16 protein-coding genes and 1 pseudogene are annotated in these 12037 nt (G+C 66.8%); 12 read left to right on the plus strand and 5 right to left on the minus strand.

The genetic code is table 11. The features are described 5' to 3' along the window. The 5 genes and pseudogenes from ACTIFJ_RS13555 to ACTIFJ_RS13575 form a co-directional block, all read right to left on the minus strand. Nucleotides 1-135: pseudogene (locus ACTIFJ_RS13555) on the minus strand (7-carboxy-7-deazaguanine synthase); the annotation flags it as partial. Next, a complete protein-coding gene (queC, locus tag ACTIFJ_RS13560; RefSeq protein WP_439534646.1) occupies nucleotides 132-794 on the minus strand; it encodes a 7-cyano-7-deazaguanine synthase QueC in 663 nt (220 codons plus the stop codon). The gene queC and the pseudogene ACTIFJ_RS13555, both read right to left, overlap by 4 nt. Continuing rightward, nucleotides 787-1680 (minus strand): Hsp33 family molecular chaperone HslO, encoded by an 894-nt coding sequence (locus ACTIFJ_RS13565; RefSeq protein ID WP_439534647.1) that lies wholly within the window; start codon nucleotides 1678-1680, stop codon nucleotides 787-789. Before ACTIFJ_RS13565 ends, queC begins: the two co-directional genes overlap by 8 nt. Continuing rightward, a complete protein-coding gene (argF, locus tag ACTIFJ_RS13570) occupies nucleotides 1677-2606 on the minus strand; it encodes an ornithine carbamoyltransferase (RefSeq protein ID WP_439534648.1) in 930 nt (309 codons plus the stop codon). The genes ACTIFJ_RS13565 and argF overlap by 4 nt, the downstream gene beginning before the upstream one ends. A 14-nt stretch (nucleotides 2607-2620) precedes the next feature. After that, the gene (locus ACTIFJ_RS13575) at nucleotides 2621-3808 is read right to left on the minus strand and encodes an aspartate aminotransferase family protein (protein WP_439534649.1); all 1188 of its coding nucleotides are present in this window, start codon (nucleotides 3806-3808) and stop codon (nucleotides 2621-2623) included. Between the two features lie 207 nt (nucleotides 3809-4015). On the opposite strand from ACTIFJ_RS13575, the gene ACTIFJ_RS13580 reads away from it, so the two are divergent. From ACTIFJ_RS13580 to nuoF, 12 genes are all read left to right on the plus strand, one after another. Further along, entirely contained in the window at nucleotides 4016-5329 is a 1314-nt protein-coding gene (locus ACTIFJ_RS13580; RefSeq protein ID WP_439534650.1) for an MFS transporter, read from the plus strand. 39 nt (nucleotides 5330-5368) lie between these two features. After that, nucleotides 5369-5932, plus strand: a complete 564-nt coding sequence (efp, locus tag ACTIFJ_RS13585) for an elongation factor P (RefSeq protein WP_439534651.1) — start codon at nucleotides 5369-5371, stop codon at nucleotides 5930-5932. A 5-nt stretch (nucleotides 5933-5937) separates the two neighbouring features. Further along, nucleotides 5938-6738 carry an inositol monophosphatase family protein gene (locus ACTIFJ_RS13590; protein WP_439534652.1) on the plus strand — a complete coding sequence of 267 codons (801 nt, stop codon included), beginning with the start codon at nucleotides 5938-5940 and terminating at the stop codon, nucleotides 6736-6738. A 96-nt stretch (nucleotides 6739-6834) separates the two neighbouring features. Then, nucleotides 6835-7212: an NADH-quinone oxidoreductase subunit A gene (gene ndhC, locus ACTIFJ_RS13595; protein WP_439534653.1), complete on the plus strand. Its 378-nt coding sequence runs from the start codon at nucleotides 6835-6837 to the stop codon at nucleotides 7210-7212. After that, nucleotides 7203-7760, plus strand: coding sequence for a NuoB/complex I 20 kDa subunit family protein (locus ACTIFJ_RS13600; RefSeq protein ID WP_439534654.1), 558 nt, complete (start codon nucleotides 7203-7205; stop codon nucleotides 7758-7760). Before ndhC ends, ACTIFJ_RS13600 begins: the two co-directional genes overlap by 10 nt. Before the next feature lie 23 nt (nucleotides 7761-7783). Next, nucleotides 7784-8443, plus strand: a complete 660-nt coding sequence (locus ACTIFJ_RS13605) for an NADH-quinone oxidoreductase subunit C (RefSeq protein WP_439534655.1) — start codon at nucleotides 7784-7786, stop codon at nucleotides 8441-8443. 10 nt (nucleotides 8444-8453) lie between these two features. Continuing rightward, complete coding sequence (locus tag ACTIFJ_RS13610; protein ID WP_439534660.1) at nucleotides 8454-9674, plus strand: NADH-quinone oxidoreductase subunit D; 1221 nt, start codon at nucleotides 8454-8456, stop codon at nucleotides 9672-9674. Further along, nucleotides 9671-10069 (plus strand): hypothetical protein, encoded by a 399-nt coding sequence (locus ACTIFJ_RS13615; RefSeq protein ID WP_439534656.1) that lies wholly within the window; start codon nucleotides 9671-9673, stop codon nucleotides 10067-10069. The genes ACTIFJ_RS13610 and ACTIFJ_RS13615 overlap by 4 nt, the downstream gene beginning before the upstream one ends. Before the next feature lie 16 nt (nucleotides 10070-10085). After that, a complete protein-coding gene (locus tag ACTIFJ_RS13620; protein ID WP_439534657.1) occupies nucleotides 10086-10427 on the plus strand; it encodes a nuclear transport factor 2 family protein in 342 nt (113 codons plus the stop codon). Then, nucleotides 10427-11050, plus strand: coding sequence for a complex I 24 kDa subunit family protein (locus tag ACTIFJ_RS13625; protein WP_439534658.1), 624 nt, complete (start codon nucleotides 10427-10429; stop codon nucleotides 11048-11050). Before ACTIFJ_RS13620 ends, ACTIFJ_RS13625 begins: the two co-directional genes overlap by 1 nt. Further along, nucleotides 11047-11247, plus strand: a complete 201-nt coding sequence (locus ACTIFJ_RS13630) for a hypothetical protein (RefSeq protein ID WP_439534659.1) — start codon at nucleotides 11047-11049, stop codon at nucleotides 11245-11247. Before ACTIFJ_RS13625 ends, ACTIFJ_RS13630 begins: the two co-directional genes overlap by 4 nt. 11 nt (nucleotides 11248-11258) lie before the next feature. After that, nucleotides 11259-12037 (plus strand): NADH-quinone oxidoreductase subunit NuoF (nuoF, locus tag ACTIFJ_RS13635; protein WP_439534661.1); only part of this gene is annotated, 779 nt, incomplete at its 3' end.

A 12037-nucleotide genomic window follows, 5' to 3' on the forward strand; every position in this document is an offset into this window, starting at 1 on the left:
GGCGGTGGCACGGTCACGCTCGAGGCCGGTCCAGAGGTTGCAGCCGGCGAAGCGCAGGAACACCGCGCGGTGGCCGGTCTGTGCGCCCTCGCCCTGCAGGGTGAGGAACAACTCCTTAACCGTGTAGGTGCTCACAGGGCCGGGTCCGCGACGCCGGCCTCGGCGAAGCCCTTGGCGCGCAGGCGGCAGCTGTCGCACAGCCCGCAGGGGCGGCCTTCGGGCGTGGGATCGTAGCAGGACCAGGTTAGGTGCAGCGGCGCCCCGGCAGCCGCGGCGGCGCGGACGATGTCGGCCTTGGTCATCTCGGCGAGCGGCGTGTGGACCGTGAAGCCGCCGTGGCGGGTGGCAGTGTTGGCCAGTGCCTCGAAGGCGGCGATGAACTCTGGCCGGCAATCGGGATAGCCGCTGTAATCGAGCGCGTTGACGCCGATAACGAGATCGTGGGCGCCGGCAGCTTCGGCCCAGCCGAGGCAGACCGATAGGAATATGGTATTGCGCGCCGGCACATAGGTGACCGGGATTCCGGGGGCGACGCCAGTCTTGGGTACGTCGATGTCGGCGGTGAGCGCGCTGCCGCCGAAGCCGCGCAGGTCGAGCGGCAGGGTGATGTGGCGGACGACGCCGAGCGCGGCGGCGACGCGGGCGGCGTGGTCGAGCTCGATCCGGTGGCGCTGGTTATAGTCGATGGTCAATGCCAGCAGCCGGTAGCCGCGCGCCTGCATCATCGCCGCTGCCGTGGTCGAATCGAGGCCGCCGGAGAGCAGGACGACGGCGAGCGGCGCGGTATCAGGCATGGATGCGCCAGGTGCGGGCGCAGAACTGGCAGTCGACGCCGATCAGTCCGTCCGGCCCGCGCATGTCGGCGCGCTCGGCCTCGGGGAAGCGGGAGAGCACGTCGGTGATGTGCGCGGGCGAGCAGCGGCAGCCGCGCGACGGCGCGATGGCCGGGAACAGCCGCACCTCCTCCTCATGGAAGAGTCGCCAGAGCAGCGCCTCAGGGGCAAGATCGGGGCTGGCCAGTTCGGCGTCGGTGATGGTGGCGGCGAGCGTGCGCATGTGCTGCCAGTCCTCGGGCTCGGGCTGGCCGTCGTCCTCGGCGAAGCGGCGGGTCTGGCCGTCCTCGCCTTTGGGCAGATATTGCAGCAGCAGGCCGCCGGCGATCGGGCCGGTCTCCGGCGACTCGATCAGCGCGGTGCGGATCAGCGTCGGGATCTGCTCTGAGGCGCGAAAAAAATGCTCGATGGCGGCGCCAATATCGGCGCCTTCGAGCGGGACAATGCCTTGGTAGCGCTCGTTGGCGCTGGTCTCGTCGAGGGTGACGGCGAGGTGGCCGTCCCCAAACATCGCCTCGAGGTCACCAGGCGCGGTTTCGGCATCGCCCTTTAGATAGCCGCGCAGCTGGCCGGCGTTCCAGTCGCAGACCAGCAACTGCAGCGGGCCGTCCGACTGGGCCTGCAGGGTCAGCCCGCCGCCGGTCTCGCGCAGCGTGCCGCCGAGCAGCGCTGTCGTCACCAGCCCGTCGGACAGCGTGGCGGCCAGCGGCGCCGGATAGGCATGGGCGGCGAGGATGGCGCCGAGGCTGGCATCGAGACGCACCAGCCGGCCGCGCACGTTGCGCGCCGGCACCGCGAAGCCCAGGCTGGCGTCGTGGGTGGGGGCCAGGCCTTCGAGAAGGGTCATCCGAGCTGGCCGTGGCACCAGAGCAGGATCGACTTCTGGACATGGAGGCGGTTCTCGGCCTCTGACCAGACCAGCGAGCGCGGGCCGTCAATGACGTCCGGGGTCACTTCTTCGCCGCGGTGCGCCGGGAGGCAGTGCAGGAAGATGGCATCGCCGGCCGCCTGTTTCATCAGCTTGTTGTCGACCTGATAGGGTTGCATGGCGGCGAGCTTGGCCTTGCTGTCCGGCTGTCCCATACTGACCCAGGTGTCGGTGACGACGACATCGGCACCATCGACGGCTTCGCGGGCATCGCGCACAAGGTCGATGCTACCGCCGCGCGCGCAGGCGGTAGCCATGACGGCAGTGTCCGGATCATGGCCGTGCGGCACGCCGAGGCGCAGGTCGAAGCCGAGCACCGAGGCGGCCTCGATCAGCGAATTGGCCATGTTGTTGCCGTCGCCGAGCCAGGCCCAGGTGCTGCCCTTGACCGGCCGGCCGGCATGTTCCTCGAAGGTGAGGATGTCGGCCATGATCTGGCAGGGGTGGCTGATATCGGTCAGGCCGTTGATCACCGGCACGCTGGCGGCGGTCGCCAGCGCCTCCAGCGTGGCGTGCGAATTGGCCCGCAGCATGACGGAATCGACCATGCGGCTGAGCACGCGCGCCGTGTCCTCCACGGTCTCGCCGCGGCCGAGCTGCATCTCGATCGCCGAGACGGTGATCGACGAGCCGCCGAGCTGGCGGATGGCCTGGGCGAAGCTGAAGCGGGTGCGGGTGCTGGGCTTCTCGAAAATCAGCGCCAGCGTATGGCCGGCGAGCGGGGCGCCGTCATCGGCCATGCCGGTGGGGCGGCCGGCACGGGCCTGCTTGCGGGCATGGGCATCGTCGAGAATGGCCCGGAGACCCGCCGCCTTGGGGGTGGCGAGATCGAGAAAATGCGGCATGGGATCGGTCCGATTCAGGCGGCTTCAGCGGGGACGAAACTGCGCGCGGCAGCCGAAAGCTTGTCGACGCATTCGCGGATATGGTGCTCTTCGATGATCAGCGGCGGCAGCAGGCGCACGACATTCTCGCCGGCGGCGACGGTGAGGATGCCGTGGCTGCGGGCATGGGCGACAAAGGCCCGGCTATCGGTCTTGAGCTTGAGGCCAAGCATCAGCCCGACGCCGCGCACGCTGTCGAACAAGTCGTCGTGATTGGGGATCATCTGCTCGAGCGCGGCGCGCAGCCGCTCGCCGCTCTCCCGCACCCGGGCGAGAAAGGCGGGCTCGGCGACGATGTCCAGCACCGCCTGGCAGGCGGCCATGGCGAGCGGGTTGCCGCCATAGGTGCTGCCATGGGTGCCGACGACCATGCCGGCGGCGGCGCGCTCGGTGGCCAGGCAGGCGCCGACCGGGAATCCGCCGCCGATGCCCTTGGCGATGGCCATGACATCGGGCGTCACGCCATATTGCTCATGGGCGAACAGCGTGCCGGTGCGGGCGACGCCGCACTGCACTTCGTCGAGTATCAGCAGCAGGTCATGGGCGTCGCAGAGCGAGCGCAGGCCCTGGAGAAATTCCTTGGTTGCCGGCCGAATGCCGCCTTCGCCCTGGATCGGCTCGACCATGATGCCGCCGACGCTGGGGTCGATTGCTGCCGCCACGGCTTCCAGGTCGTTGAATGGCAGTACATGGAACCAGTCCGGCAGCGGCTCGAAGCCCTTGCGCATCTTCTCCTGGTTGGTGGCCGAGATGGTCGCCAGCGTCCGGCCGTGGAAGGCGTTGGAGAAGGTAAGGATGCGGAACTTCTCGGCATGGCCCTGGGCATATTGATAGGCCCGGCAGGTCTTGACCGCGCATTCTATCGCCTCGGCGCCCGAGTTGGTGAAGAATACCGTGTCGGCGAAGGTGAGGCTGACGATCCGCTCAGCCAACGCCGTCTGCGCCGGCACCTTGTAGAGGTTGGAGGTGTGCATCAGCGTCGCCGCCTGGCGCTGGATGGCGGCGACGAGGTGCGGATGGCCATGGCCGAGGCTGTTGACGGCGATGCCGCTGGCGAAATCCAGCCACTCATGCCCCTCGGCGTCATAGAGATAACAGCCTTCGCCGCGCACCGGGGCCACTTCGGACCGGCCATAGACGGGCATCAGGGCAGTGATGGTCATGCTTCACTCCGGGGGCGCGATGGGGGCGCCAGCAATGCAAAAGGGCGGCCCTGTGCGACCGCCCGGACGGCGCTTATAGCGATGGCTTGAGGGGGTCTCAAGCCCGGGGCGGGAACGCGGTGTGCGGTGCAGCGCGCAAATAGCCGCAGGACGGTGAACGTCGGGATTGGCAGGACGCGGTCGGCAAGGCCTGCTAAGGCGCCCGGCATGAGCGGACGAGAGACGATGCAGGCGGGGCAGCCGGGCCAGCCCCTGCCGATGGGAAGGCTTGTGCCGTTGCTGCTCAGCGTGTTCATCTCGCTGATGGGCTTCGGCGTGGTGCTGCCGGTGTTTCCCTTCTGGGGCCGCGCCATGGGAGCGGGGCCCGAGCTGGTAACGGTGGCGCTCGGTGCCTATTCGGCCGGCCAGTTTATCGGAGCGCCGATCTGGGGCAAGATTTCGGACCGGTTCGGCCGGCGGCCGGCGCTGATCGGGTCGATTCTTGGCATCATGCTCAGCTATTTTTACATGGCCGAAGCGACCAACATATGGATGCTTGGCGGCGCCCGGCTGTTCGGCGGGCTGATGGCCGGCAACATCGCCGTCGCCTTCGCCTATGTCGGTGACATGGTCGAGGGTCCGCAGCGGCCGCGCGCGTTGGGACTGCTCGGTGCGGCATTCGGCGCCGGCTTCATCTTCGGGCCGGCGGTGGGCGGCCTTGTCGCCGGCGACGCGCCGACGATGCCGGACTTCCAGCTGGTCGCCTATGTGGCAGCGGCAGTGTCGGCCCTGGCGCTGGTGCTGGTGATATGGAAGCTGCCCGAGAGCCATGACACGGCCCGGCGGCAGGCGGCACGGGACAGTGGCGGCGCGCCGCGGGCGCTTGCGGTGATGGCCGACAAGCCTGAGGTGGTGGGGCTGATGCTGGTCGCGGTGCTGGTGATCGGCTCGGCGGCGATGATGGAGACGACCTTCGCGATGTTCGCCAACGACCGGCTGGGCTGGAGTCCGCGAGACGTCGGCCTGTGCTTCGGGCTGATCGGCACGGTATCGTCCCTTATGCAGGCGTTCGGCTCGGCACCGCTGGCCCGCCGTTATGGATCGCGCCGCGTCGCGCTGTTCGGCATCTGCGGCTATGCGCTCGGGCTGGGGCTGCTCGGGCTGACCGGGCTTGGTGACTGGGCCGGCGCGGCGATGGTGATCGCAGCCCTGGGGGTGACAGCGCTGGGCGTGGGGATGTTCAACCCGGCCTATCAGACGATGGTGGCGACCGCGACCAACGAGCGGGATCGCGGGCTGGTCAACGGCCTGACGCAAGGCGCATCGGCGGGCGGCCGGATCGTCGGGCCGGCGATATCGGGCAGTGTCTATGCCGGGCTTGGCATTGCCGCGCCGTTCCTCGGCGGGGCGGCGCTGATGGTGGTGGCGCTGGCGGTGACGATGCGGATGCATCTGGGTGACGAGCCAGCGGCGGACCCCGCCGTCGGCCCCGATGTGCGCCCGGACGTGCCTAAGGTTGGCAGCGGGGGCGGAAGCCGCTAGGGCGGGCGCGTCCAGACTTTTTTGACGAAGAGAAGACCCGTGAAGATCAACGCCACCGAAATCCGCCCCGGCAACATCCTCGAATGGGACAAAGGCTTGTGGAAGGTCGCCAAGATCCAGCACACCCAGCCGGGCAAGGGCGGCGCCTATATGCAGGTCGAGATGAAGAACCTGATGGACGGCCGCAAGACCAACGAGCGCTTCCGCTCGGCCGAGACGGTGGAAAAGGTGCGGCTGGACACGCGCGACTTCCAGTTCCTGTTCGCCGAGGGCGACATGCTGACCTTCATGGACAAGGACAGCTATGAGCAGATCTCGATGCCCAAGGACCTGCTCGGCGAGGCGTCCGACTTCCTGCAGGATGGGATGGACGTGGTGATGGAGCTGTACGAGGAAAAGCCGATCTCGGTGCAGCTGCCTGACCAGATCGAGGCGGTGATCGCCGAGACCGAGGCGGTGGTGAAGGGCCAGACCGCGTCGTCGAGCTACAAGCCGGCGATCCTGGAAAATGGCGTCCGCGTGATGGTCCCGCCGTTCATCAACGCCGGCACCAAGATTGTCGTCGATACCTATGAACGGGAATATCTGCGGCGGGCGGACTGAGCCCGATGGTGCTGCATAGTTCGCTTATCACGGTCATGGAAAAGGCGGCGCGCAAGGCGGCGCCGAAGCTTCGGCGCGATTTCGGCGAGGTCGATGCGCTGCAGGTCTCTCGCAAGGGGCCGGCCGATTTCGTTTCCAACGCCGACCGCGCTGCCGAGCAGACGATCGTCGAGATCCTCAGCCATGCCCGCCCCGACTGGGGGCTGACGCTGGAAGAGGGCGGCGAGACCGAGGGCGCCGATCGTGGCGCCCGCTGGATCGTCGATCCACTCGATGGCACGACCAATTTCCTCCATGGCATGCCGCATTTCGCCATTTCGATTGCCGCTGAAGTGAATGGCGAGACGGTGGCCGGACTGGTGCACCAGCCGCTGACCGGCGAAAGCTACTGGGCCGAGAAGGGCAGGGGCGCATGGCTCTCCGACCGCCGGCTGCGGGTGTCGGCGCGGCGTGACCTCGGCGACTGCGTGCTCGCCACCGGCATTCCGTTTCGCGGCCACGGCGATGCCCCGGCCTTCACACGGCAGCTCGCGGCGGTGATGCCCGAGGTGGCCGGCGTGCGGCGCTTCGGGGCGGCGGCGCTCGACCTCGCCTGGGTGGCGGCGGGACGATTCGACGGCTTCTGGGAGGCCGGCCTGTCCGAATGGGACGTCGCGGCCGGCATTCTGCTCGTCAGGGAAGCCGGTGGCTTCGTCTGCGATTATCGGGGTGGCGAGGCGATGGTGGCGCGGCGCGAGGTCGTGGCCGGCAACGCGCAGGTTCAGTCGAAGCTGCACAAGCTGGTTTCCGGCGCGCTGCGCGGCTGAACGCCCGAGTTTTCGTCGCAGCCGCCTTGCCCTGCCGGGAGGCTGTGCGTAGAAGGCCGGCAACCTGGTGTCTGTGAAGGAAGGGCCCCTCAGGCCATGTCCGATATTGCTGGCGAGTATCTGCCAATCCTGCTGTTCCTCGTCGTGGGGATCGTCTTTGCGATGATCTTCGTGGGGGCGCCGATGCTGGTGTCTGGCCTGACCGGCACGGCCAAGCCGGATTCGGTCAAGCTGGCCGAGTATGAGAGCGGCTTCCCGGCGTTTTCGGACAGCCGCAGCCGTTTCGACGTGCGTTTTTATCTGGTGGCCATTTTGTTCATCATCTTCGATCTCGAGGCGGCGTTTCTGTTCCCCTGGGCTGTCAGCCTGCACTGGGGCGGGCCGGAGGCCTGGTGGTCGATGATGACGTTCCTCGGAATCCTGACGCTCGGCCTAGCCTATGAGTGGAAATCGGGAGCGTTGGAATGGGAGTGACCGAACCCGCCATCATCAAGCCGGGTGGCGCGCTGGCGCTCGGCGAGGCGAACCGTGACCAGTTTCTCGGCGATGTGTCGCAGGAAGTGGCGGACAAGGGCTTTCTGGTCACCTCGACCGAGGACCTGTTCCATTGGGCGCGCACCGGCTCGATGTGGTGGATGACCTTCGGGCTCGCCTGCTGCGCGGTCGAGATGATGCATACCAACATGCCGCGCTATGACCTCGAGCGGTTCGGCGTGGCGCCGCGCGCTTCCCCGCGCCAGTCGGACGTGATGATCGTCGCCGGCACACTGTGCAACAAGATGGCGCCGGCGCTGCGCCGCGTCTACGACCAGATGAGCGAGCCACGCTACGTGATCTCGATGGGCAGCTGTGCCAATGGCGGCGGCTATTATCACTACAGCTATTCGGTAGTGCGCGGCTGTGATCGCATCGTGCCGGTGGATATCTATGTGCCGGGCTGCCCGCCGACAGCAGAAGCATTGCTCTACGGGGTTCTGGCGCTGCAGCGGAAGATCCGCCGCGTCGGGAGTTTCGACCGGTGAGCCGGCCCGTGGTTCAAGCGGCCGTGGCTGGGCAAACGAGCTGGCCGGCGATGGCCGGGGTCGAGGGCATCGAGGCCTATCTGGCCGAGGTGCTCGGCGACATGCTGCTGGCGACCGAGGCGCATGTTGGTGAAGTTGCGGCGCTGGTGACGCGGGACAGGTTGGTCGAGGTGATGGAGCGGCTGCGCGCTGATCCGGCCCTGCAGATGGGCCAGCTGATCGACATCTGCGGCGTCGACTGGCCGGACCGTCCCGAGCGGTTCGAGGTGGTGTACCAGCTGCTGTCGATGCAGCGAAACCTGCGGCTGCGCGTCAAGGTCACGACCGACCAGCGGACGCCGGTGCCGAGCCTGGCCGGGCTGTGGCCGGTGGCGGGTTGGTACGAGCGCGAGACCTGGGACTGCTACGGCGTGATGTTCGACGGCAATCCGGACATGCGGCGCATCCTCACCGACTATGGCTTCGAGGGCCATCCGTTCCGCAAGGACTTCCCGCTGACCGGCCATGTCGAGCTGCGCTATTCGGAAGAGCATAAGCGGGTGGTCTATGAGCCGGTGAAGCTGGCGCAGGATTTCCGCAATTTCGACTTCCTGTCACCTTGGGAGGGCACCGATTACATCCTGCCCGGCGACGAGAAGGCAGCGCCCGGCACCGACGACAACAAGGAGCGCAAGCGTGCTTGAGCGGGCGGGCGTGGCCTGGACCAAAGATGATGTGACCGACGTGCTGCCGGCCCAGGAGGGCAATTCGATCGAGAACTACATGATCAATTTCGGCCCCCAGCATCCGGCAGCGCATGGCGTGCTGCGGCTGGTGATGGAGCTGGACGGCGAGATCATCGAGCGCTGCGATCCGCATATCGGCCTGCTGCATCGCGGCACCGAGAAGCTGATCGAATACAAGACCTATCTGCAGGCGCTGCCCTATATGGACCGCCTCGATTATGTCTCGCCGATGTGCATGGAGCACAGCTATGTGCTGGCGATCGAGAAGCTGGCCGGCATCGAAGTGCCGCTGCGGGCCAAGTACATCCGTACGATGTTCGCGGAGATCACCCGCATTCTCAATCACATCCTCAACGTGACCACGCATGCCATGGATGTCGGCGCGATGACGCCGATCCTCTGGCTGTTCGAGGAACGCGAGAAGCTGATGGAATTCTACGAGCGCGTATCCGGCGCTCGCTTCCACGCGGCGTATTTCCGGCCCGGCGGCGTCCATCAGGATCTGCCGGACGGCTTGCTCGACGATATTCTCGCCTGGTGCGACGGGTTTCCGCGCGTGCTCGACGAGATGCAGGGGCTGGTTGCCGACAACCGCATCTTCAAGCAGCGCAATGTCGATATCGGCAAGATCTCGGCCGCCGATGCCATCGCCTGGGGGTTCACCGGGCCGTGCATCCGCGCCAGCGGCGTGCCATGGGACCTGCGCCGGTCGCAGCCCTATGATGCCTATCATCTTGTCGATTTCGACGTGATCGTCGGCAATGACGGGGACTGTTACGCCCGCTTCATGGTGCGGATGGAGGAGATGCGGCAGTCGCTGCGCATCATCCGCCAGTGCGTCGCCGACATGCCGGCGGGATCGCACATGACGCTCGACCGCAAGGTGGCGCCGCCGAGCCGCTCCGAGATGAAGCGGTCGATGGAAGCGCTCATCCATCATTTCAAGCTCTATACCGAGGGCATGCGGGTGCCGGCCGGCGATGCCTATGTGGCGACGGAGAGCCCCAAGGGCGAGTTCGGCATCTATCTGGTGGCGGACGGCACCAACAAGCCGTGGCGCTGCCATATTCGCGCCACCGGCATGGCGCATCTTCAGGCGATGGATTTCCTCTGCAAGGGCCATATGCTTGCCGACGCGCCGGCCATCCTCGGCTCGCTCGACATTGTCTTCGGCGAGGTCGACCGGTGAAAACGGCGATCGTCGGCGCGCTTGCGGGCATCATGCTCGCCGGGCCGGCGCTGGCCCAAGCGGCGTCGCCGATGGACTTTCTGCGCGCTGCCGACCGCGGTGACGTGGCGGCGATGGAGGTGATGTTGGAGGGGCGTGTCGGGCTGCGCGGCGGCACCAATATCGGCGCCGGCAAGTTCATGAAGATGATCGAGGGCTGTTATCTGCGCCGGGCTTCTGCGGCGCCTGCCGGTCAGATGATGGCGAGCTGGATGTGCAAGGACGGCGAAGGCTCGAAGATCGTGCTGGCGCGTGTCGTTGTCGAGGATGGCGAACTGGCGCTGGAGGGCGTCGCCGAGACGCCGATGAAATGGCCGGCACCGCCGCGCACCGGCTCGGCACTGGCCGGGCTCTGAGACAGGAATGACAGGCATGACCCCCGAGACGCGGCTGGCGATCGTCGAGCGACTGATGGCGCTGTACAATGCGCAGGACGCCGATGGCTATGCCGAGATGATGACCGAGGCCGGCTGTGAGGCGACCTATCGCGGTGCCGTGCTGCGCGAGGGCCGCGAGGGCGTGCGCGCCGGGCTGAAGGCGATGTTCGCCGAGTTTCCGGAGAACCGTGCGTTGGTCAAGGCCAGCTATGTCGTCGGCGACAAGGTGGTGTTGCACGAGGAAGTGTTTCGTTCGGCGGCGTCGGTGCCGTTCGAGGTGATCTCGATCTATTGCTTCGAGGGCGATCTGGTCGAGCGGGTGGAGTTTGTGCGCTGATGGCGGACGATGCGATGAGTGTGGCGCCGGCGTTCGAAGGGCCGTTTGCCTGGACGCCGGAGAATGCCGAAAAGGCGGCCGAGATCATCGGCCGCTATCCGGCGGGGCGGCAGGCGAGCGCGGTGATGCCGCTGTTCTGGCTGGCGCAGGGCCAGGTTGCCGAGGCGACCGGCAGCGCCTGGCTGCCGGTACCCGTGATCGAATATGTCGCCGCCCAGATCGGCATGCCGTATATGCGCGCCTATGAGGTGGCGAGCTTTTACACGATGTACAATCTGGCGCCGGTCGGCCGTTATCATGTCCAGGTCTGCGGCACGACGCCGTGCATGCTGCGCGGTTCGGACGATGTGCTGCGCGCCTGCTTCGACAAGGGATTGAAGAAGGGCGGCGTGACCCATGACGGTCTGTTCACGCTGACCGAGGTCGAATGCATGGGCACCTGTGCCAATGCGCCGATGGTGCAAGTCAACGACGATAATTTCGAGGACCTGACCTATGAGTCGACAATGGCGATCCTCGAGGCCCTGATGCGGGGCGACATGCCGGCATCGGGCTCGCAGACTGGTCGGCAGGCCAGCTGCCCGGAGGGCGGGCCGACGACGCTCAGGGAAATGGCCGGATGAACGACGCCGCGACCCTGCGCAAGCTGGCGCTGGCGGTGCTGGTGGTGGCAATCGTCAGCGGTTTCGGGTCATTGTTCCTGTTGATGACGGGGCGCAGCACCACGCCGGTGCTGGCGGTGGTGAGTGCGGTGTGTCTAGTGCTGGGGCTGGTATTCGACCGCCGGGCCGCGCGGCTCGACGTGCCAAGGCGTGATTAGGAGTGGTTGACGTGCTGGCGGACAAGGACCGGATCTTCACCAACCTCTATGGCTTTCAGCCATGGAACCTGGAAGCGGCGCACTCGCGCGGCGACTGGGAGGACACCAAGGCGCTGCTGGCGCCAGGGCCGGATGCGATCATAGACGCGATCAAGGCGTCGGGCCTGCGCGGTCGTGGCGGCGCTGGCTTTCCGACCGGCATGAAGTGGAGCTTCATGCCGAAGACGCCGAGCGCCGAACGGCCGAGCTATCTCGTGATCAACGCCGACGAATCCGAGCCCGGCAGCTGCAAGGATCGGGAGATCATTCGCCACGATCCGCACAAGCTGATCGAGGGCGCGCTGGTGGCGGGCTATGCGATGCGCGCCTCGGCAGCCTTCATCTACATCCGCGGCGAATATATCCGCGAGGCCGAGACGCTGTTTGCCGCTGTGGCGGAAGCCTATCGCGCCGGGCTGATCGGCAAGAACGCCTGTGGCTCGGGCTATGATTTCGATGTGATCGTCCATCGCGGGGCAGGGGCCTATATCTGCGGTGAGGAAACCGCAATGATCGAAAGCCTGGAGGGCAAGAAGGGCCAGCCGCGCCTGAAGCCGCCGTTTCCGGCTGGCGTCGGCCTTTATGGCAACCCGACGACCGTCAACAATGTCGAATCGATCGCGGTGACGCCGACGATCCTGCGGCGCGGCGCCGACTGGTTTGCCGGCATCGGCCGGCCGAAGAACGAAGGCACCAAGCTGTTCCAGATCTCCGGGCATGTGAACAAGCCGTGCGTCGTCGAGGAAGCGAT

The organism is Polymorphobacter sp., assembly GCF_051860865.1.
Classification (GTDB): Bacteria; Pseudomonadota; Alphaproteobacteria; order Sphingomonadales; family Sphingomonadaceae; genus Sandarakinorhabdus.